Annotated in this window: 18 protein-coding genes; 14 read left to right on the top strand and 4 right to left on the bottom strand. The window is 70.5% G+C overall.

Annotated features, from left to right (window positions below):
* Positions 1-14 precede the first annotated feature (14 nt).
* The 11 genes from gmd to VIL67_RS07870 all read left to right on the top strand — a co-directional run bounded on the left by gmd (position 15) and on the right by VIL67_RS07870 (position 12,143).
* Positions 15-992 (top strand): GDP-mannose 4,6-dehydratase, encoded by a 978-nt coding sequence (gene gmd / locus VIL67_RS07920; protein ID WP_332048332.1) that lies wholly within the window; start codon positions 15-17, stop codon positions 990-992.
* Positions 992-1,966, top strand: coding sequence for an NAD-dependent epimerase/dehydratase family protein (locus tag VIL67_RS07915; protein WP_332048331.1), 975 nt, complete (start codon positions 992-994; stop codon positions 1,964-1,966). Before gmd ends, VIL67_RS07915 begins: the two co-directional genes overlap by 1 nt.
* On the top strand, positions 1,963-2,622 hold the full coding sequence (locus tag VIL67_RS07910; protein ID WP_332048330.1) for an acetyltransferase: 660 nt from the start codon (positions 1,963-1,965) through the stop codon (positions 2,620-2,622). Before VIL67_RS07915 ends, VIL67_RS07910 begins: the two co-directional genes overlap by 4 nt.
* Entirely contained in the window at positions 2,612-3,739 is a 1,128-nt protein-coding gene (locus tag VIL67_RS07905; protein ID WP_332048329.1) for a DegT/DnrJ/EryC1/StrS family aminotransferase, read from the top strand. The genes VIL67_RS07910 and VIL67_RS07905 overlap by 11 nt, the downstream gene beginning before the upstream one ends.
* A 2-nt stretch (positions 3,740-3,741) precedes the next feature.
* On the top strand, positions 3,742-4,779 hold the full coding sequence (locus VIL67_RS07900; protein ID WP_332048328.1) for a glycosyltransferase family 4 protein: 1,038 nt from the start codon (positions 3,742-3,744) through the stop codon (positions 4,777-4,779).
* Positions 4,776-5,807, top strand: a complete 1,032-nt coding sequence (locus VIL67_RS07895; protein WP_332048327.1) for a glycosyltransferase family 4 protein — start codon at positions 4,776-4,778, stop codon at positions 5,805-5,807. The genes VIL67_RS07900 and VIL67_RS07895 overlap by 4 nt, the downstream gene beginning before the upstream one ends.
* A 15-nt stretch (positions 5,808-5,822) precedes the next feature.
* Positions 5,823-7,406 carry a TolC family outer membrane protein gene (locus tag VIL67_RS07890; protein ID WP_332048326.1) on the top strand — a complete coding sequence of 528 codons (1,584 nt, stop codon included), beginning with the start codon at positions 5,823-5,825 and terminating at the stop codon, positions 7,404-7,406.
* 154 nt (positions 7,407-7,560) lie between these two features.
* Positions 7,561-7,857 (top strand): helix-turn-helix domain-containing protein, encoded by a 297-nt coding sequence (locus VIL67_RS07885; protein ID WP_332048363.1) that lies wholly within the window; start codon positions 7,561-7,563, stop codon positions 7,855-7,857.
* A gap of 37 nt (positions 7,858-7,894) precedes the next feature.
* The gene (locus VIL67_RS07880) at positions 7,895-9,421 is read left to right on the top strand and encodes a hypothetical protein (RefSeq protein ID WP_332048325.1); all 1,527 of its coding nucleotides are present in this window, start codon (positions 7,895-7,897) and stop codon (positions 9,419-9,421) included.
* A 293-nt stretch (positions 9,422-9,714) separates the two neighbouring features.
* Positions 9,715-10,851 carry an FkbM family methyltransferase gene (locus VIL67_RS07875; RefSeq protein WP_332048324.1) on the top strand — a complete coding sequence of 379 codons (1,137 nt, stop codon included), beginning with the start codon at positions 9,715-9,717 and terminating at the stop codon, positions 10,849-10,851.
* The gene (locus VIL67_RS07870; RefSeq protein ID WP_332048323.1) at positions 10,848-12,143 is read left to right on the top strand and encodes a glycosyltransferase family 4 protein; all 1,296 of its coding nucleotides are present in this window, start codon (positions 10,848-10,850) and stop codon (positions 12,141-12,143) included. The genes VIL67_RS07875 and VIL67_RS07870 overlap by 4 nt, the downstream gene beginning before the upstream one ends.
* Here the strand turns inward: VIL67_RS07870 and VIL67_RS07865 are convergent.
* Positions 12,117-12,683 carry a hypothetical protein gene (locus VIL67_RS07865; protein ID WP_332048322.1) on the bottom strand — a complete coding sequence of 189 codons (567 nt, stop codon included), beginning with the start codon at positions 12,681-12,683 and terminating at the stop codon, positions 12,117-12,119. The two genes, VIL67_RS07870 and VIL67_RS07865, sit on opposite strands and share 27 nt — an antisense overlap.
* 163 nt (positions 12,684-12,846) lie before the next feature.
* On the opposite strand from VIL67_RS07865, the gene VIL67_RS07860 reads away from it, so the two are divergent.
* From VIL67_RS07860 to VIL67_RS07850, 3 genes are read left to right on the top strand one after another with little or no spacing between them, the layout of a single operon-like run.
* Positions 12,847-13,677: an ABC transporter permease gene (locus VIL67_RS07860; protein WP_332048321.1), complete on the top strand. Its 831-nt coding sequence runs from the start codon at positions 12,847-12,849 to the stop codon at positions 13,675-13,677.
* Positions 13,678-13,683: 6 nt separating this feature from the next.
* The gene (locus VIL67_RS07855) at positions 13,684-14,433 is read left to right on the top strand and encodes an ABC transporter ATP-binding protein (RefSeq protein WP_332048320.1); all 750 of its coding nucleotides are present in this window, start codon (positions 13,684-13,686) and stop codon (positions 14,431-14,433) included.
* A gap of 54 nt (positions 14,434-14,487) precedes the next feature.
* A complete protein-coding gene (locus tag VIL67_RS07850; protein WP_332048319.1) occupies positions 14,488-16,458 on the top strand; it encodes a hypothetical protein in 1,971 nt (656 codons plus the stop codon).
* Here the strand turns inward: VIL67_RS07850 and VIL67_RS07845 are convergent.
* From VIL67_RS07845 to VIL67_RS07835, 3 genes are read right to left on the bottom strand one after another with little or no spacing between them, the layout of a single operon-like run.
* Positions 16,412-17,794, bottom strand: a complete 1,383-nt coding sequence (locus VIL67_RS07845) for an NAD(P)/FAD-dependent oxidoreductase (RefSeq protein WP_332048318.1) — start codon at positions 17,792-17,794, stop codon at positions 16,412-16,414. The genes VIL67_RS07850 and VIL67_RS07845 overlap by 47 nt on opposite strands.
* On the bottom strand, positions 17,794-18,750 hold the full coding sequence (locus VIL67_RS07840; RefSeq protein WP_332048317.1) for a lysylphosphatidylglycerol synthase transmembrane domain-containing protein: 957 nt from the start codon (positions 18,748-18,750) through the stop codon (positions 17,794-17,796). Before VIL67_RS07840 ends, VIL67_RS07845 begins: the two co-directional genes overlap by 1 nt.
* Entirely contained in the window at positions 18,747-19,706 is a 960-nt protein-coding gene (locus VIL67_RS07835) for a glycosyltransferase family 2 protein (protein ID WP_332048316.1), read from the bottom strand. The genes VIL67_RS07840 and VIL67_RS07835 overlap by 4 nt, the downstream gene beginning before the upstream one ends.
* Between the last annotated feature and the right edge of the window lie 102 nt (positions 19,707-19,808).

Raw genomic sequence — 19,808 nt, 5'->3', positions numbered from 1 at the left:
GGACGAGAAGGCAGATGAGCAAGACGGCACTGATCACCGGCGTCACCGGTCAGGACGGCGCGTACTTGGCGCAGCTCCTCCTGGAGAAGGGCTACGAGGTCCATGGGCTGATGCGCCGATCGGCCTCGGCCGACGTCATCGGCGACCGGCTGCGCTGGCTTGGGATCATCGATGACGTCCGCCTGGTCGACGGCAACATGACCGACGTCTCCTCGCTCATGAGGATCGTGCGCCAGGTCCAGCCGGACGAGGTCTACAACCTGGCGGCCCAGAGCTTCGTGAAGTCATCTTGGGACCAGCCCCTGCTCACCGGCACAGTGACCGGGCTGGGCGCCGTCCACGTGCTCGAAGCGATCCGCATGGAGGCGCCCTCCGCCCGCTTCTATCAGGCTTCCTCCTCGGAGATGTTCGGCCTGGTGCAGCACGCCGTGCAGAGCGAGGCGACGCCCTTCTACCCGCGCTCGCCCTACGCCGTGGCCAAGCTCTACGCGCACTGGGCGACGGTGAACTATCGGGAGAGCTTCGGCCTGCATGCCTCGGCCGGCATCCTGTTCAACCACGAGAGCCCGCTGCGCGGCATCGAGTTTGTCACGCGCAAAGTCACCGACGCCGTGGCGCGGATCAAGCTTGGACAGCTTGACAAGCTGCGACTTGGGAACATCGAGGCCAAACGGGACTGGGGTCACGCACGCGATTACGTGCGCGCCATGTGGCTGATGCTGCAGCAGGAAACCCCGGACGACTATGTGATCGCCACGGGCCGCACCGTCACCGTGCGCCAGATGTGTGAGATCGCCTTCTCCTATGTGGGCCTGAACGTCGAGGACCATCTGGTGATCGATCCGGCGCTGTTCCGCCCGGCCGAGGTCGACCTGCTGATCGGCGACGCAAGCAAGGCGAAGGCGGCGCTTGGCTGGGAGGCGACAGTCACCCTTGAGGAAATGATCCACGAGATGGTGGACGCCGACCTGGCGCGCCGCACGCAGGGCTGATGCGGGACGCAGCGCCCCGCAGCGTGCTGGTGACCGGCGCTTCCGGCTTTGTTGGGCGGCACCTCGCTCCCGCCCTGCGGCGGGCCCTGCCGGAGGCGGAGATCCATGCCGCCGGGTCCGCCGCGGACGGCGCCCAGGGGCTGCTGCCCATAGATCTCACCGATCCGGCCTCGGTGGCCGAGGTGATCCGGACGACGCGCCCCGACGTCTGCATCCACCTCGCCGGGGTGACCCACCCTGCGCTTGCCGCACGGGACGAAGCCCTGACCTGGCGGGTCAACCTGTTTGGGGCGCTCGCGGTCGCCGATGCGCTGCAGGCGCACGCGCCCGACAGCGCGCTGATCCACGTCTCCACAGCCGATGTGTACGGTCTGGCCGCGCAGGACGCGCAGGGTCCGGTGGACGAACGTACGCCGATGGCGCCCGCCAATCTCTATGCCGCCACCAAGGCGGCCGCCGATCTCGCCTTGGGGGAAAGGGCGGCGCGCGGCCAACGCGTCCTGCGCTTTCGCCCGTTTAACCACACCGGCCCCGGCCAGCCGCCCCACCTGGTGGTCTCCTATATCGGGGCACAGATCGCCGCGGCCGAGGCTGGATTGCGGCCGGCGAAGATCGAGCTTGCCGCGCCCGAGGTCGCGCGCGACTTCCTCGATGTGGAAGACGCCTGCCGGGCCTATTTGCTGGCTGTGCGGCGACCGAGGGCCTGGCGTTCCGGAGCGGTCTACAATATCGGCTCCGGCGTGGCCCGGACGATCCAGAGCGTCGCGGAAGGCATGGCTAGGCTCAGCCCGCTGTCCTTCGAGATCGCCAAGGCCGGCCCGGTGCGGGCGGTCGACGTGGCGAGCGCCTGCGGGGACGCCGGCCTGGCGCGGCGCGAGCTCGGCTGGTCGCCGGCCACGCCCTGGCAGGACACTTTGCAGCGGGTCCTGGAGGATTGGCGCGGCCGCATCGCGTCGGGGGAACGGCCGCTGTGAGCCGGCTCGTGCTGATGGGGGGCGGGCCGCACGCCAAGGTGGTCCTGGAGACTCTTCGGGCGGCGGGCCTGTACGAGGTGGCGGGGGTCCTGGAGCCAGGCGCCGCCGCCCGATCCCTCCTCGGCGCGCCGGTGCTCGGTGGCGATGACGTGCTGCCCCGGCTGCGCACAGAGGGGGTCACCCATGCCATCGTGACGGTGGGCGACAACAGCCTGCGACGGCGGCTGGCCGCCCGGGCGCAGGCGGCTGGCTTGGAGCTGGCCCAGGCGATCCATCCACGGGCCGCGATCTCGCCGACCGCCCGGCTTGCACCCGGTGTGGTCGTGATGGCGGGCGCCGTCATCAACGCCGAAGCCACGGTCGGGCCGCTCGCCATCGTCAACACGGGCGCGGTGGTGGACCACGACTGCAGGCTCGACGAAGCCGTCCACGTGGGGCCGGGGTGCGCGCTGGCGGGCGGGGTCCGGGTCGGCCTTGGGGCCTTCCTGGGGGCGGGCGTCTCCGCCATACCCCAGGTGGGGGTCGGGCGGTGGGCGATCGTGGGGGCCGGCGCCGCCGTGGTGCGCGACATACCCGACCTGGCCGTCGCCTATGGGGCGCCCGCGCGAGTCGCGCGTACAAGGAACGACATCAGGAGCGAAGACCTTGCAGAATGAGACCGCCGCGCCGCGCATTCCGGTGGCTGCGCCGCTGCTCGACGGGCGGGAGCGCGAGTACGTCCTGGAGTGCCTGGACTCGACCTGGATTTCCTCTGCGGGGCGGTTCATCGGCGAGTTCGAGACCCGGTTCGCCGACTTCTGCGGCGTCAAGCACGCCATCGCCACCAACAACGGCACCACAGCCCTGCATCTGGCTCTCGTAGCTCTGGGCGTCGGGCCAGGCGACGAGGTGATCATCCCGACCCTCACCTATATCGCCACGGCGAATGCGGTGACCTACTGCGGGGCGACGCCCGTCCTCGCCGACTGCGACCCGCGGACGCTTAACCTCGACGTCGAGGCGGTGGCGGCCCGCATCACCTCGCGCACGAAGGTGATCATCCCCGTCCACCTCTACGGACACCCCGTGGACATGGCGCCCCTGCGCGCGCTCGCCGACATGCACGGCCTCTTGATCCTCGAGGACGCCGCCGAGGCCGCAGGCGCGCAGTACCGCGGCCAGATGGCCGGAGCCCTGGGGACCTGCGCCACCTTCAGCTTCTTCGGCAACAAGATCATCACGACCGGCGAAGGCGGGATGGTCACCACAAACGATGATGAGTTGGCGGCGCGGCTCCGCCTCTACCGCGGCCAGGGCATGGATCCGAACCGGCGTTACTGGTTTGAGGTGGTGGGCTACAATTACCGCATGACCAACGTCGCCGCGGCCATCGGCCTCGGCCAACTGGAACGCATCCACCACCACCTGGAGCGGCGGCGCGAGGTGGCGGCCGCGTACAACGCGGGGCTGGCGCCCCTCGGGAACCGGCTGGTTCTGCCCGTGGAGGAGCCCTGGGCGAAGCACGTCTACTGGATGTACACGGTCCTGCTCGGCGAGGAGGTGGAGGTCTCTCGCGACGAGGTGATGGCCCGGCTTGATCGCGCCGGCGTCGAGACGCGTCCGGTGTTCTACCCTATGCACATTCTACCGCCGTACCAGCCGCTGGCCGGCGACGGTTTCCCGAACGCAGAGCGCTGCGCCGCGCGGGGCATCAACCTGCCGACCCACGCCCTGCTGAGCGATGGCGACATCCAGCGGGTCTGCGCGGCCTTGGCCGAGGCCGTCTCCGGCTGAGCATGCGGATCGTCCTGGCCTCTTCGTTCGTGCCGCACGTCAATGGCGGCGCCCGCTTCATCGTCGAGTGGACGGAGGAGATGCTGCGCGCCCACGGGCACGAGGTGGAGCGCTTTTACCTCCCCTTCGTCGACGAGCCGGACGATGTGCTCGGCCAGATGGCCGCCTACCGCCTGATGGACCTGTCGCAGAGCTGCGACCGGCTGATCGCGTTCCGACCGCCGTCCCATGTGCTTCAGCACCCGAACAAGGTGCTCTGGTTCATCCATCACATTCGGGTCTTCTACGATCTGTGGGACCAGGGCTACGGAACGGGGCCGCAGCATCCTCGGCAGGCGGCGAGCCGGCGAAGGCTGATGAGCTTCGACACGGCGGCGCTCCGCGAGGCGCGCCGGGTGTTCACAAACTCGCGGGTCGTCTCAGAAAGGATGGAGCGGTTCAACGGGGTCGCCTCCGAGCCGCTCTACCCCCCGCTGTGGCGTCCCGAACGGTTCATCCATGAGGACTATGGCGACGAAATCGTGCTGGTTTCGCGCGTGGAGCCGCACAAGCGGCAGATGCTCGCCATCGAGGCCATGGCCCATGTGCGCACCCCCGTCCGCCTGCGGCTCTGCGGCAAAGCGTCGAGCGCCGCCTACGCGGCCGAGGTCCGTAGCCGGCTGCGCGAGCTCGGCGTCGAGGACCGGGTGATCTTCGAGGACGCCTGGATCAGCGAAGACGACAAGGCTGACCGGCTCGCCAACGCCCTGGCGGTCGCCTATCTGCCCATTGACGAGGACTCCTACGGCTACCCTTCCCTGGAAGCGGCGCATGCTCGTAAGGCCGTGCTCACCACCACCGACTCCGGCGGGGTTCTCGAGCTGGTGGACGACCGCCGCAACGGGCTCGTGCTCCCGCCGGAGCCGGTGGCTCTCGCCGCGGCCTTCGACGAACTCTGGCAGGACCGCCGGCTTGCGCGCCGGCTGGGCGAGGCCAACGGCGAGCGCGTGCGCGAACTCCGGATCGATTGGGACCGCGTCGTGGAGGCGCTCACCGGATGAAGGTCCTGGTGGTCAACAACGCCGCGCCCTTCATCAAGGGGGGCGCCGAATTCCTTGCCGAAGCGCTCACCGCGCGACTGAACGCCACCCCCGGGGTCGCGGCCGAGCTGATGCGCCTGCCTTTCCGATGGGAGCCTTCGGAGCGGCTGATCGAGGAGATCCTTATCCACCGCGGCCTGCGGCTGACGAACGTCGACCGGGTCATCGCGCTGAAGTTCCCCGCCTATCTCGTTCCGCACCACAACAAGGTGCTCTGGCTGCTGCACCAGTTCCGGCAGGCCTACGATCTTGCTGACGCCGGCCAGGGTCTCGGGGACACGCCCGACCAGCGGCGCATCAAGACGGCGATCCGGCGGGCCGACGACAGCTGCTTCCGGGAGTGTCGGGCGATCTATGTCAACTCCCCAGTCACCCAGGAGCGTCTGCGCCGGTACAATGGCTTCGGAAGCGAAGTTCTTTATCCGCCGTTGAACGACGAGGCGCTCTTCTACCCCGAGACTGATGACGGCTACATCTTCGCGGGCGGCCGCGTGGCGCCGGGAAAGCGGCAGCACCTGCTGGTGGAAGCCATGGCGCAGACGCCCCCAGACGTGCGGCTGGTGATCGCAGGCCCTCCGGAAACGGAGGCCTACGCGGATCACCTGCGCCGGCAGGTGGCGGCGCTGGACCTTGCCGGCCGGGTCGAGCTGCGCCTCGGCCTGCGGCCCCGTGAGGAGATCGCCGAACTCACGCGGCGGGCCCGCGCCTGCGCCTACCTTCCGTTCGACGAGGACTCCCTGGGTTACGTCACCATGGAGGCCTTCGCCTGCGGAAAGCCGGTGCTCACCACCGAAGACTCCGGCGGGCTGCTGGAGATCGTCTCGGAGGCCACTGGCGCCATCGCGCCCCCGACGGCCGAGGGGCTCGCAGCCGGGCTCGCGAGCCTCGCGTCGCCCGGGGCGGCCCGGGAGCGCGGCGCCGCGGCCAAGGCGGAGTGGGAGCGCCGGGAGCTCAGCTGGTCCAAGGTGCTCGCGCGTCTGCTGGCCTGACGCTACAAGGCTCCCATGTCCCGTCCGCGCCTCCCGACCCTGCTCGCCACCGCCGCCGTCGCCGCGATCGTCTGCGCATCCTGCGCCCGCGCCGAGACCCTGGAGGAGGCGATCGCCTACGTCTACCAGACCGATGCCGGGTTGCAGGGGCAGCGCGCCGCCGTGCGCGCAACGGACGAGCTGTCGGTCCAGGCCCGCAACGCGCTCGGGCCGCAGGCGAGCGTGGGATACACCTTCGGTCGTCAGGAGATCGACCGCGGCCCCACGACCGCGCACGCCTTCAATCCCAGCTGGTCAGCCACCATCACCCAGCCGCTGTACACCGGCGGTCGGCAGAGCGCGCGGATCGAGCAGGCGACCAGCCAGATTCTGGTCGCGCGCCAGAACCTCCGCCGCTTCGAAGCCGAGCTCCTGCAGCGGGTTATCAACGCCTACACCGCGGTGCGCCGCGATCAGGAGGTGGTGCGGATCAGCGCCGACGCCGTGAAGGTGCTCGCTCAACAGCTGTCCGACACCCTCGCCAAGAGCGAGGAGCGGGTGGTGACCGCCACGGACGTCGCCCAGGCGCGGGCGCGGCTGGCGTCAGCCCGCACCCAGCTCGCGTTCGCCGAGGGCCAGCTGGCGGTCAGCCGTGCGCAGTACGTGAGCACCATCGGCAAGGCGCCGGGGGAGCTGGCGCCGGAGCCGGCCTTGCCCGAGCCGCCGCGGGAGGTGACCGCGGCCTTCCGCATGGCCGAGGAGAACAATCCCAACCTGCTGGTCGCGGAATTCAACGAGCGTGCCTCTCGCGCCCGAGTGGCCGAGGCCCGCGCCGGACGCCGCCCTAACGTCGCGCTGCGGGTCGAGGGCGCCCGGCAGCCCACCCTGCCCTACGCCCGGGCAGGCGAAGTGGAGAGCCTGACCACCTCGCTGGCGGTCACACAGCCGATCTTCACTTCGGGCGTCACGTCGTCGCAGATTCGGCAAGCGGTCGAGGAGAACAATCGGGATCGTCTGAACATCGAGGCCACCCGCAAGCTCGTCATCTCGGCGGTGGCCGAGGCCTGGGAATCCCTTGCGGCCTCACGCACGGCCCTGATCACACAAGACGAGGAGGTGCGCGACCACCAGGTGGCCTTCATCGGCGTTCGCGAGGAGGAGCGGCTGGCGCTGCGGGGCACCCTCGACGTCCTCAACGCCGAGGCGGAGCTGCGCGCCGCGCAGCTGGACCTGGTCCGCTCGCGGGCGGCGGAATACCAGAGGCGGGCGCAGTTGCTCGCGGCGCTGGGCATGCTCTCGACTGAGACGCTCGCGCCGCAGGTGGAACGCTACGATCCCGCCGACAACCTGAGGAGCGTCAGCGGCAGCCCGCTTGGACCGCTCACCGGCGCCGTCGCAACCCTCGACCGCGTGGGCGCCCCCCCGCTTGGCGCGCGGCGGCCAGCGACGATTGAGAACCTGACGCCCCCGTCGATCTCGGCTCTGCCGGCGGCGCCCGACACCCGCACGGCGGTCAAGATCGAGCTCACCTCCGAGCTGGTGGCGCGCGCCAACCGGGGGCGCAGGGCCCGCGTGCAGGAGCGGGAAGCCGCTGAACCGGCTCGTCGCCCGTCGCGCTGATCGCGACACCAGGGTTCTCGCCGGCCAGAGCGATGGGCGGCCGCGGTTTGCCTCCCCACGAGGGTACAGCATTTTACTATGTCGCAAAGCTTGAACCCCGCACGCCGACAGTCTAGTCTGGGCGCACCTGGTGTTCGCCAGGCGAGGCGAGAGCATGTACGGCAACCCGCAACGACGAACTTCCGCTGAGGTGCAGGACCTCCGCCGCGAGGCAGGCCGCTGGCTCAAGGAGCGGCGGGAATCCGCTGGGCTGTCCCAGCGGCAGCTGGCCGCCAAGGTCGGTGCGGAATATTACACCTTCATCTCGCAGCTGGAGACAGGGCGAGGCCGGATCCCGCCGGACCGGTACCGTGACTGGGCGGAGGCGCTCGGGGTGCCGCCTGCGGAATTCGTCCGCTCGATCATGAAATTTTACGATCCGATCACGCACGACATTCTCTTCCCGGCGTGATTTAACGCACCGGGACAGACTCAAGCGGGGGGGGGGGATGGGCGCTCGCGTCGTATCGCTGCGGGACTGGGTGGCGCCGAAGCGCGACTGGAGCCAGCGCGAGCTTGCGGAATTCTACCGCGTCGAGAGCGCCCTGCTTCAGGCCGGGCTGCGCCTCGAAGCGGACCGCGGGCTGACGGATGAGGGGGATCCCTGGTTCTGCTTCTGCCGCCAGGATGACGGCGAGGTCTTCATCCATTTCGCGCGCGTGGGCTCGGAGTACATCCTCGTCGGTCCAGCCTTTGAGGGGACCGCGCGCGGGCGCGACTTCGCGAGCCTGATCGAGGACCTCATCGCGCGCCACCCGCTGGTCCAGACCCGGCCCAAGGGGCGGTCCAACGTGTTCATGCACCCGGCGGCCCTGCTGATCGCCGTCGTGGGCACCGCCTTCTTCAAGACCAGCGAAGCGCGCGCCGACGAGGGCGGGGATACCAAGCCTCAGACCAAGCGCCAGCTGGCGGGCGGCGCAAGCTCGATCGCGCTCGCGGACGGGCGGACGCCGCTTACAGTGGACGCCCAGCAGACGCTTGCGATCGTCGCCAGCGCCGTCGGCCTGATGGCCGCCGAGCGCAGCGCCGCCGCGCCGCCCGAGGCGGGGCGCCCCCTGCCCCGGGCCGTCGAGCTTCCCCGAGCGCAGGTTGTGGGCGGCGACGGCGCCCTCCTGGGCCTGCGGGCCCACCCCAACTCATCGTCCTCTGCCCAACCGCTTCCCGAGCACAGTCTCGCCGCGATGGTGGCGAACGCCCCGCCACGGGAGCTCGGCGCCCTTCTTGCGCTTGCCGGCGTCCTCTCGGACTTGGCCGACGGCGCCGCTCCGTCGGCGGCCCGCGAGCCACTGCAGTCTCTGGCCCATAGCGCAGCCCCGGCGCCCGCCGAGACCCTCTTCGTGATCGAGGTTGCGGCGGGTCCGCTGCCGAACGTCGCGGCCGTGAAGCTCGTGGAACGAGTCCTCGAACGAACGGACGCGGACCGGCCGATGGTCAAGCTGGAAAAGCTTCCGGAGTTCCTGGGCGATCTGATCGCCCGCGGGGTGCACCTGCTGGTGACCGACGCCGTCGCGCCGCAGCCCGGCTCCACGCCCATCGACGTACCGCCGTCGACCGACGTCGTGCCGGCGCCGCCGCCCGGAGCGCCCCATGCCGAGGGCCCCGTGTCGGACGGCCCTGGCGCGGCCGACCCGCCGGCGCAGCCCCAGGCGCCGGCGCCCGCCACGGGCGACCACCCCGCTCCGGGTCCGGCAGCAGGCCACGGTCCGCCGGCGCCCCCGGTGGTGAGCTATCTCAGCGATGTGCAGCAGGATGTGCTGGAGCGGGCCATCTCGACATTCGTGAGCCACACGCCCCAGGCGACCACCATCGTCACGGGGGACGACGTGGTGATGTACGACGCGCGGCTGCTCGACAGCGCCGCCCTGCTTATGAACGCCAGTAGCATCACCTTCAACTTCGCCGACGGGAGCTCGATCAGCCTCATCGGTCTGGCGAGTTCCATCTCCGACCTCTTCCACCTGCCGCACGCCGGCTGACGGGCGCGGAGCCTGCCTTGGATGCTGGAGAGGAGCTTGGCCGGAGCATCCGGCTGTCGATCCCGCTCGGGCTCGGGCCCGGCGTCGCGCCGCACGCGGGCGCTGCGTTCGAAGACGGGCGCTTCAAGACCGTGACCCATTCCGCCTCACCTTCCCCCAGCGCTCCGCCGGCCGTTGAACCGCCGCGGCCGGCGTGGCGACGCCGGCTCGGCGCGCTCAAGCGGCCTGCGGAATTCGTTCGAGGCTTCCTCCAGGCGCCGCTGCACAACCGTCTCAACACCCTGGACGCTTCGGTGTCCCAGACGCTCGGACGGCAGGAGGAGGCGCTTGGCCTGCTAAGCAGCCGCTTCGAGCAGGTGCTCGGCGCCCTTGATCGGCAAGCGAGTATGCAGCAGGCGCTGATGGCGGAGACGGGCGAGGCCGTGCGGCTTCAGCGCGACGTCTTGAACCTCCAGCGCCAGGCGCTCGCCGCCGTGGCCGACCAGGGGCGGTCGGGAGACGCCTGGCGGGCCGACGTCCACACACGCCTCGACCGGGTGGACCAGGTTCTCGCCCAGGTGGAGGCGCGCGCGACCCTGCTCGCCACCACCGTGGGGCCCCGTTTCGACGAGATCGAGGTCAAGGTCCGGCCGCTAGTGCCCTACGACGACGCCTCGATCGCCGTGCGGCTGGGCGATGGCTATGTGCTGGCGCCCAAGGATGATCCGGTGGTCCTCACCATGCTGGCCGACGCCACGGCGGGAGGCTTCGAGCCCGGAGTGCGTCAGGTCATCCGTCATCTTGCACGACCGGGCATGGCCGTGGCGGATGTCGGCGCGAACCTGGGCCTTCTCACCCTGGCGGCGGCCCGTGCGGTCGGTCCGGCGGGCCGGGTCTACGCCTTCGAGCCCGAGGCGCGCCCGCGGGACCACCTGCGCAAGACGCTGCACCAGAATGGCCTGGCCTGGGTCGAACTGCACGCCGTGGCGGTCGGCCGCGCTCCGGGCGTCGCGCGCTTCCACCAGAGCGCGGTGCTCGGCCACAGCTCGCTCTACGCCCTCCCCGACCGTGAGGCGGCCGCGGTGGTCGAGGTGCAGGTCGAGACCCTCGACCGCCTGCTGGCGGGCGCGCCGCTGGATCTGGCGAAGATCGATGTGGAAGGCGCTGAACTGGACGTGCTGGCCGGGATGGCCGACACGCTGGCGCGAAACCCGGACCTCGCGCTGATCGTGGAGTACGGCCCGTCACACCTGGAGCGGGTCGGGATCTCCCCACAGGATTGGTTTGGCGCCTTTACGTTCTACGGCCTGACGCCGTACGCCATCCAGGAACCGAGCGGGATTTGCGTGCGGGTGCGTGCGAACCAGCGCAGGGCCCTGCAGGCGGCGGAGTCCACCAACCTGGTGTTCGTGCGGCCTGGGGGCGAGGCCGAGCGGCGCCTGCCGCGATGAGGCTCCTCTGGGCCACCCCGGCCGACGCACGCTCCGCGATCGGCCGCTCCGGGATCGGCGTCGCGGAGATCTTGTCGCGTCGCGGTCACGAGGTCGAACTCCTGGACCTGCAGCAGGATCGCGGCCCGCCCGGGGCGCTTCACGCCACCGCCCTCCCCCTGACCCACTGGCGCGACATGCCGGCGAGCGAGATCCGGACGCGGTTCGATCTGGTGGTGGCGGAGATCGGCGACTATTTCACCTTCCACGCCGGCCTGTTCCCCTTGCTGGACGCCCAGGACTGCGTCGGGATCTTCCACGACTTCTATCTCTATGACCTCTTCGCCGGATGGCTGTTCGACCGCGGCCTGGGCGCGGACGTCCACGACGGCGAGGTGGTTCTCACCTACGGTCTCGGCAGCGAGGCCCACGCCCGCCAGGTGCGCAGCGGCGCGCTGAACCAAGCCGAGATCGCGCGCCACCTGCCGATGACCGAGTGGATCGCCCGGCGCTGCCGGGCCGCCGTCGCCCACTCCAGCTTCTATGCGGCGCGGCTGGAGGCCGCCTGCCCGGGCCCGGTGGCGACCCTCCCGCTCTCCTGGACGGCTCGGGCGGTGCCGCCGTTGCCCCCGCGCTCGGGCGGTCCACTGGTGGTCCTCACCGTGGGCGTGATGAACCCCAACAAGTGCATGGACCGGGTCATCGCCGCGATCGCCGGGTCTCCCCACTTGCGCGAGACGGTCGAGTACCGGCTGGCTGGGCCCGTCGAGGACGTGCAGAGGGCGCGGCTGGAGCGGCTTGCTGACGAGCTCGGCTACCGTGGCCTGCGGATACTCGGGCCTGTCTCGGACGCAGATCTGGAGGCGCAGCTTGCGGCCGCCGACGTGATCAGTTGCCTCCGCGACCCGGTGCTGGAGGGCGGCTCGGCGTCGGCGATCGAGGGGCTGCTCTCCGGGCGCCCGGTGCTGGTCGCCGATGCGGGCTTCTACGCCGACCTGCCGGAGCACCTGGTCTTCAAGGTTCCGCCGGAGGTTCCACCCGCCGCCGTCGCGGCTCAGCTGGAGCGCCTCGCGTCCGAGGAGCCCTTGCGACGGCGCATAGGCGCGGACGCCAGCGCCTGGGCGAGCGACACCTTCGCTCCGGAACGCTACGCCGCCCGCCTGGAGGCGCTCCTTGTGGAGACCGAGGCGCGCCTTCCGCTGCTCCGCCTGGGCGCCGCGCTCGCGGACGAAATGGTGAGGCTTGGCCTCACTCGGGGGGACCCGGTCATCGACCGGCTCGTCCACTCACTGGGTGGCGTGCTCGCCGACTGAACCCGGCGGGGGCAGGACCACCTCGGCGGGGCGGGTGACCACGATCCGGCGGCCGAAATCGGGCGTGTAGTCCCGACAGCCGGCATCGGCCGCGCTCGCGATCGCCGCGTCGAGCCCCGCCAGCTGGAAGGGGGTGACGGCGCCTTCGGGCCGCGACTGAACATGGGCGGTCTTGGCCCCCTGGACGAGGCGGTAGGGGATGTGGACCTCGCCCCGGGTCGGATTGCGCACCCCGTCGTACCTGAGGCGTGCTCCGAGGCTGACCGCCTCGAAACGGGCGTCGGCCGCGAGCCGCGGGGGGCCCGCGTCCACCCGGTAAAGCGCATTGGCCGTGCTGACCCGGCGTCCGAGGCGGAAGGTGACCACGCCGCTCTCGTAGCGAACCGGCCCGCGGTGCAGGCGGCAGCTCACCTCGCCCGTGAATCGGTCGAGTCGGCGTTCGGCCGTCCACCCGCCCACCCGCTGGCGCCGCACCTCGGGCTCGAGACCGGGGGTGAGGAAATGCGGCCACAGGGCCAGGGTGACGATAGAGGCGATCATCGGGACTCCGCTCGGCTCGCCGGCGCCGCAGGCGGCGCTGCCTTCCGGCTTTGCGGCCCCCGAGCGCGGAATGCAAGCCTGCTGTGACAAGGGCGCCCCGACCGGCCATGTCGACTTGAAGGCGCGGGGTCCAGCCGATAAGAGCGGGGCTGCCAAACCCGCCATGTCCTCCGCATATACTCATCTCACCGGCCATCGCGGCCATTTGGCGGAGGCCAGGGCCGCCCTCGACGATGTGCGCCGGGCGCTGGGGCGCTCGGGGCTCGCCGTTTCGCTGGCCTGGCACGACATCGTGGCGCGCTACCGTGGCTCCATCCTCGGTCCCCTGTGGATCACCCTGTCGATGGCGGCCATGGTTGCGGGCATCGGCTTGCTCTACGCGCAGCTCTTCCGCCTCTCACTGGCCGAGTACGTGCCCTTCCTGGCGCTCGGGATCGTCATCTGGGGGATGATCTCCACCACGATCGTCGAGAGCTGCGACACCTTCACCCATGCTGCGGGCATGCTGCGCCAGACCTCCCTCCCGCTGCTGATCTTTCCGGTCCGCACCGTACTGCGGAACCTGATCAATCTCGCCCACCACGTGGTGATCGTGGTGGTCGTGCTGGCGCTCTTCACCCCCTGGCGGGAGATCGATCTTGCGGCCGCGCTCCTGGGCCTGGCCCTGGTGGTGGTCAATCTGGTGTGGGTGACCACCGTGGTCGGCATCGTCGCCGCCCGTTTCCGCGACATCCCGCAGATCGTCGCCGCGGTGGTTCAGTTCGCCATGTTCATGACGCCGGTGTTCTGGCGTCCGGAGGCGATCCCCGAGCGTCACCTGGTGCTCACCCTCAATCCCTTCCACTACATGATCGCCGCCGTGCGACGCCCATTGCTCGGAGAGCCAGGCGAGCCGGGCGCCTACGCCATACTGGCCGCCCTGGCGCTTGCGGGCTGGGCGCTCGCGTTCGGCCTCTATGTCATTACGCGCCGGCGCATCGTGCATTACCTCTGAGCCCCCATGAGTTCCGTCTCCGTCCGGCAGCTCACGCTGCGTTTCCCGGTCTACGGGCTCGACGCCAAGTCCCTGAAGCGGCACCTGGCGCGGGTCGCCGTGGGCGGCCGGCTCTCGGCCGCGCGGCGAGGCCTGCAGGTGGTGACGGCGCTGGACAACGTGAGCTTCGAGCTGCGCGGCGGCGACCGCCTTGGGCTCGTCGGTCACAACGGCTCGGGAAAGACCACCCTTCTCCGCGCCCTCTCGGGCGCTTACCTCCCCGACGTCGGCGAGATCGAGATCCACGGGCGCGTGGCCTCGTTGCTCGACCTCAGCCTTGGCATCGATCCCACCGCGACCGGCATAGACAACATCTTTCTGCGCGGGCGGGTCGCGGGGCTGAGCACGGCGGCGATCCAGGAGCGACTGGAGGCGATCAGTGAGTTCAGCGGCCTCGGTCCCTATCTGGCCATGCCGCTCAAGACCTATTCGGCGGGCATGCAGGCGCGCCTCGCCTTCGCGGTGGCCACCTCGGTGGACGCCGAGGTGTTGCTGATGGACGAGTGGTTCGCGGTTGGGGACGCGGACTTCCAGGAACACGCTCAGGCGCGGCTGAAGGGACTGGTGGAGCGGGCCAACGTCCTGGTGCTCGCCTCCCACGATCACGACCTGCTGCGGGCGTACTGCAACAAGGTGATGCGCCTCGACGGCGGCAGGGCGTCCCCGGTAGTGGACATCGCCCAACTCGACGAGCTGCTGCACGCGCCCGCGCCCTGACGGCGGGCGAATCCCGCGCTAAACCCGACCATCACCTCGGGGGCGGAGACAGGCATGCACGGCGGAAGGGGCCCGACGGGGGCCGGACGACGGAATGTCGGCGGTGCGGCCCTGGGCTGGGCGGTGGCCGCCGGCGGGCTCGCCATCCTGGCCTTCGCCTTAGGCCACGAGCGCCTGCTGTCCACCTCGGTGGACGTGGCCCACCACCTGCAGCTCGCGATCGTGTTCCGGGACGCCCTGCAGTTGCCGCCCGACGGCGCCAGCTTCATGGCCGAGATGTTCGTCTACCCCAACATAGCCCATCGCCTCTCCGGACTGCTGATGCGCGCCGGAATGGATCCGCTGAGCGCCATGACCGTGCTCGCCGCGGCCGCGACGCTCACGGCGTGGACGCTCCTGCTCGCGCTGGCTGCGCGCGTCTCACTGCCCGCCATGCTCTCGACGGGCCTCGCGGCCGCGGCCCTCGCCGCGCATTGGGTGGGGGTCTTCGGCCGCGAGGTGGTCTACAACTTCTTCTTCGCCCAGCTCGTGGGCGAGGCGGCGGCGCTGGCCCTCGCCTGCCTTGTCGCCCGCCTGCCGCGCGGCCTTCCCTTCCTGCTGGGCGCCACCGCGGCGACCTTCCTGGCCGGATGTGTCCACCTGCTGCCGGCCATCAAGCTGGCCGGCGTGTTCCTGGTCCTGCTCGCAATCGAGGCTCTCGAGGCGGCGCTGCGTCAGCGTCGCCGGCCGCGTCTCACCACCCTGGCGGGGTTGGCGCTCGTCCCCGCCGCCCTGCTCCTGAACCCGGTGTTCCGGGCGATGATGAAGATCTCGGAGAATGACGGCGTCATCGACCTCGGCGCGCCGCTTGGGCCCGCAGGCGTGGCCGTCCTGGCGGCGGCTCTCGCCGGACTTTCCGTTCTTGGGCTGTGGCGCACGAGCCTTGCGACGAGCGCCGCCCGACCAGCATCGCGCGCCGGGCAGCTCGTGTTCGCCTTCGGCCTGGCCACGGCGGGGGCCTTCTTCGTCCAGCTCCTCGCCTGGACGCTGCTGGGCCTCTCCTCCCCCTACGCTGTGCTGAAGCATGGATTCGGCGTGCTCAGCCTGCTGGCGGCGTGCCTGCCGCTCGTCGTCGCCTTCGTGCTCCCTGCGCGCATCCGGGACTTCGGCCGCGGAGGCCCCGCGTGGCCGCGGGTTCTGGCCCCCGCGGCCCTGGCGGCGCTGGTGGGCTATGTGACCCTTCACCGACCGAGCTTCCTGCCCGTCCCGCAGATCGCCGCGCTCCTGGGACAGGTCGAGGCGCTGCGGGCGGCGAACCGCCTGCCAAACGCTCAGCCCATCTACTTCTCGGCCTCGGACCAACCGCCCATGGTGGACTATCTCGCCTCCGTGGTCGGGCTGCACGCCCTTCGGGACGCCAATGTTCTGGCGATCCTGCTCCGCGACCGGCCCGCCGACCTGCGCCAAGCCAGGTTCCTGGCGGCCCCGCGCGCGGACCCGCAGTTCTCACGCCCAGCCTGCCAGCGCGGCCGGCCGCAGGGCTCCCTCGCCCTCTACGACGGAGCGTGTCTCACGGGAGAATGGGGTCCCCCCCCCGTGCTGTTCCGCGCCGGCGGGACGGGCGCCCCCTACCTGGCGGAGGGCTGGTCGGTCCCCGAGGCGGGCGGCGTCTGGTCGCAGGCCCGACGCATGCGGCTCGTCCTGCCCGCTCCGACAGGCCTCGCCGACCCGGCGGCGGACGCTCGGCTCGAGGTGGTGCTGTTCGCCTTGCTGCACGAGCGGAGCCCCAGCCGAACGGCCACGGTTCGTCTGGAGGGTCAGGAGAAGGGCGTCACCCACACGTTCCAGCTCGGCGCCCTGAACGAGCAGGTCTTCCCGCTGCCGCTGCCGACGGAGCTGCGAAGCGCTCCAGAAATCGTGGTCGAGATCGCCGTCGCCGACCCGGTGACGCCGCGCGCCCTCGGGCTCGGCCCAGACGACCGGGCGCTGGGCGTCGGCCTCAAGGAGACCCGGTTCGTCCTGTCTCCGCGGGCAAGGGCCCGCTGAGATCCGCCGCCACCATGGCCGCGATCTCCTCGCCCTGCCGTATGGCGTAGTTGGTCCCGCGGTCTTCGGGATAGATCTGCGCCATGGTCGCCAGGTAGAGGCCCGCCAGCGGCGTCCTGGGCTCCGGAATTAACTCGCTGTACCGCAGGCCCACGAGAGGCTGGGAATAGGCCGCCCGATAGGTGTGGTGCGCCAGCACCCAGCTGCGCTCCAGCTCCGGAAACATGCGCTGCAGGTACGGCAGGGCGTACTCGAACACCGCGTCGTCGGACATGCCGTAGAGCTCGGAGTCCGTGGGGACGTACTTGGAGAGGTAGACAATGTGTCGCCCGCCATAATCGGCGGGCGACTGGAAATTGGTGTGCTCGATGACGCCCACGAAGGGGAAGTCCGGATCCGTCACGTTCAGCCAGTAGGTATCCGACAGGCTGCGGTCCAGCTCCAGCGTCAGGCAGACGTTGCCGATGAAATCTATTCGCCGCAGGCTCTGCTCATGGTCTGCGGTCACGTGCGGGGCCACCAGGTCCGCGTAGACCGGGAGCGGCGTGGTGCAGATCACGCCGTCCGCCCGCTCCACGCCCTGCGCGGTCCGCACCCCCACAATGCGGCCGTCCTCGATCTCGAATCCCGTGACGGGCGAGCCCAGCCGGATCTGTCCGCCGCTCCAGCGGATTTCGCCCGAGAGTCGCTCCGCGAGCGCGGCGAAGCCCCCCCGGTAGTAGGCGAGCACCTCTTCCCCGCCCTTGCCGCGGCTGCCGCCCCGCAAGGCCAGCTTGTTCCACATCCACACCGCCGAGATCCGCTCGGCGTACCGGCCGAACTTGCCGCGCAGGAGCGGCTCCCAGACACGCTCGTAGACCTCCGCCCCGCACATCCGGCGCAGCCAAGACTGGGCGGTCTCGTCCTCGAGCGCCCGCCAGTTGCGCACCAGCTTCGCCTGGATGACCAGGAAGCCCAGCCGCAGGCGGCCAACCAGCGACAGGGGCCGGTAGCGCAGGACGTCCAGCGGCTGGGAGAGCCGGAACACGGTGTTCGCATAGTAGGAGCCGGTGCGCGTGGGGCTCAGAACGACCTGATCCTCAGCATCGAGCTCGCGGACCAGGGCCATGACGTGGCGATCGTTGTTGAACCAGTGATGGTAGAACTTCTCCAGCTTCTGCCCGGCCACCTCGAAGCTGCCGGCAAGCCCGCCGACCTCGGTGTCCTGCTCGAAGACCGTCACGTCGAGCCCCGCCCGCGCGAGCCGGTAGGCGGCGGTCAGGCCGGTGAAGCCGGCCCCGACCACGATCACCCGGCCGCGCGGCTTTTCACGCGCCGGCATCTCATCTTCGGTCATTAGTCTCCGCTCCGTCGGCGCCAGGCCAGCACATAGGCCGCGCCGCCGGCGGCCGTCACGGTCATCCACAACAGGGCGTGGGCGAGGATGACCTCCGCCGCCGCCACCTCGGGCGGCGTCCCATAGCGCACCAGCGCCTCCTTGGCGAAGAAGTGGAAGGTCCCCACGTGCCCCGGCGCGCCGGGAAGCAGAGTGCCCAGATTCCCCAGCGCGAGCGCGAACCAGGCCCGGGCGTCAGCGGTGTCCCCCATCCCGCGCAGGATGGCGAGGAACACCAGGCCCTCGGCCGCCCAGGCCGCTACAGACAGGGTTCCGAGAAGGAGGAGACGCCGACGAAGGATAGCCACAGACCAGGCAGCCCGGGCCGCGAAAGCCAGCAGGCGGCGCAGGATCCGCACGCGTCGGACGCGACGCAGGCGCGCGCCCTGCAGCAGCAGGCCCACGATAGGACCCGCCGCCCACAGCACCGCCGACGCCCCGGCGACCGTCACCCCGGCCAGCACCGCGAGCCCCTGAACGAGCGGCCCCCCGCGGCCGCCGAGGAGCGCGGCGCCCAGCATGGCGATCAGCAGCAGCGCCAGAAGGTCGAGAACACGCTCCACCAGGAGCGAACTCACCAGGGGCGCCGGACGGATCTGAAGGCGGCGGGCGAAGCCGAACACGCGAACGAGGTCGCCCAGCCGGAACGGCAGGACGTTGTTGCCGGCGAAGCCCACGAGCAGCGGGACTGCAGCCGCGCCCGGCCGGAGGCTCGGACGGTAGAGCCTCAGCATCACTTCCCAGCGCAGGATCCGCAGGCCAAAGGCCAGGGCCACCGCTACGCTCCCGCCGGCGAGCGTGGCCGGCTGGAGCCGGCGCGAGGCGGCGAGCACGCCGGCGAGGTCGACGCCACGCAGGGTCAGCCAGGCGAAGAGGCCGGCGATCGCCAACCCCGCGAGGATGCGCGCCGCCTTCACCGGCTTACGGGCGGGCGGGCGCGCTCCGGGCCGCGATCGCGGTCGTCCGCGGCCAGCAGATAGAGGGGCCGGCCTTTCACCTCCCGGTAAATGCGGCCCACGTACTCGCCGATGATGCCGGCTGTGACGAGCTGCACGCCGCCCATGAAAAGGATGGCCACAAACAGCAGGGTCCAGCCGCTGACCCATGTGGAGGTGGTGAGACGCAGGACGATCGCATAGACGATGCCCAGGAAGGCAAGCGCCGCTGAGACAAGCCCGAGGACGATTGCGGCCCGGAGCGGCGTCACGGAGAACGAGAGAATGCCGTCCGCCGCTAGGCGCAGCATCTTCATCAGCGGATACTTGCTCTCACCGGCGAACCGCGCGTCCCGATCGTACGGCAAGGCGTACTGACGGAACCCCACCCAACTCACCATGCCGCGAAGGAACCGATCGTACTCGCGCATTCCCCGCATGGCATCGACGACGGCGCGGTCAAGCAGCCGGAAGTCTCCTGCGTCGAGTGGGATCGGCCGATCCGAGAGCAGGTTCAGGAAGCGGTAGAACAGTCGCGCGCTGCCAAGCTTGAAGGCGCTCTCACCCGGGCGGCTGCGGCGCTGGCCGTAGACCACGTCATAGCCCTCGCGCCACTTGTCGATCATCTCCGGAATCACCGCGGGCGGATCCTGCAGGTCCGCATCGATGATGACGGTCACTCGGCCCTGCGCGTGATCCAGCCCGGCCGAGACGGCGATCTGGTGGCCGAAGTTCCGGGACAGGTTGATGACGCGAACCCGCCGGTCACGCTGCGCCAGATCACGAAGCATCGCCAGGGTGCGATCACGGCTGCCGTCGTTCACGTACAGCAGTTCGTAATCCTCGCCGAGGCTATCGAGCACGGCGCCAAGTCGCCGATGGGTCTCGGGTAGGACCTCCTCCTCGTTGAAGCAGGGCACGATAACGGACAGGAACATGCAAAGCCCGGACGTGACTGCGGCTGGAGGCTCGTGGAGGCCGGGCAACCTAGGGTATGGCCAAGGCGGCGACAAGTCATCATGGCGACACCGGATGTCGCA

It is taken from the genome of Phenylobacterium sp., assembly GCF_036563385.1.
Classification (GTDB): Bacteria; Pseudomonadota; Alphaproteobacteria; order Caulobacterales; family Caulobacteraceae; genus Phenylobacterium.
Note: the sequence above shows the minus strand (reverse complement) of the source record. Positions and strands in the feature narration are given on the sequence as shown.

Excerpts from the sequence above, each read along its gene's own strand:
- VIL67_RS07865 (WP_332048322.1), bottom strand. The coding sequence starts at position 12,683 with ATGATCGCCTCTATCGTCACCCTGGCCCTGTGGCCGCATTTCCTCACC.
- VIL67_RS07870 (WP_332048323.1), top strand. The coding sequence starts at position 10,848 with ATGAGGCTCCTCTGGGCCACCCCGGCCGACGCACGCTCCGCGATCGGC.
- VIL67_RS07845 (WP_332048318.1), bottom strand. The coding sequence starts at position 17,794 with ATGACCGAAGATGAGATGCCGGCGCGTGAAAAGCCGCGCGGCCGGGTG.
- VIL67_RS07890 (WP_332048326.1), top strand. The coding sequence starts at position 5,823 with ATGTCCCGTCCGCGCCTCCCGACCCTGCTCGCCACCGCCGCCGTCGCC.
- gmd (WP_332048332.1), top strand. The coding sequence starts at position 15 with ATGAGCAAGACGGCACTGATCACCGGCGTCACCGGTCAGGACGGCGCG.
- VIL67_RS07900 (WP_332048328.1), top strand. The coding sequence starts at position 3,742 with ATGCGGATCGTCCTGGCCTCTTCGTTCGTGCCGCACGTCAATGGCGGC.
- VIL67_RS07860 (WP_332048321.1), top strand. The coding sequence starts at position 12,847 with ATGTCCTCCGCATATACTCATCTCACCGGCCATCGCGGCCATTTGGCG.
- VIL67_RS07895 (WP_332048327.1), top strand. The coding sequence starts at position 4,776 with ATGAAGGTCCTGGTGGTCAACAACGCCGCGCCCTTCATCAAGGGGGGC.
- VIL67_RS07850 (WP_332048319.1), top strand. The coding sequence starts at position 14,488 with ATGCACGGCGGAAGGGGCCCGACGGGGGCCGGACGACGGAATGTCGGC.
- VIL67_RS07915 (WP_332048331.1), top strand. The coding sequence starts at position 992 with ATGCGGGACGCAGCGCCCCGCAGCGTGCTGGTGACCGGCGCTTCCGGC.
- VIL67_RS07885 (WP_332048363.1), top strand. The coding sequence starts at position 7,561 with ATGTACGGCAACCCGCAACGACGAACTTCCGCTGAGGTGCAGGACCTC.
- VIL67_RS07880 (WP_332048325.1), top strand. The coding sequence starts at position 7,895 with ATGGGCGCTCGCGTCGTATCGCTGCGGGACTGGGTGGCGCCGAAGCGC.
- VIL67_RS07855 (WP_332048320.1), top strand. The coding sequence starts at position 13,684 with ATGAGTTCCGTCTCCGTCCGGCAGCTCACGCTGCGTTTCCCGGTCTAC.
- VIL67_RS07835 (WP_332048316.1), bottom strand. The coding sequence starts at position 19,706 with ATGTTCCTGTCCGTTATCGTGCCCTGCTTCAACGAGGAGGAGGTCCTA.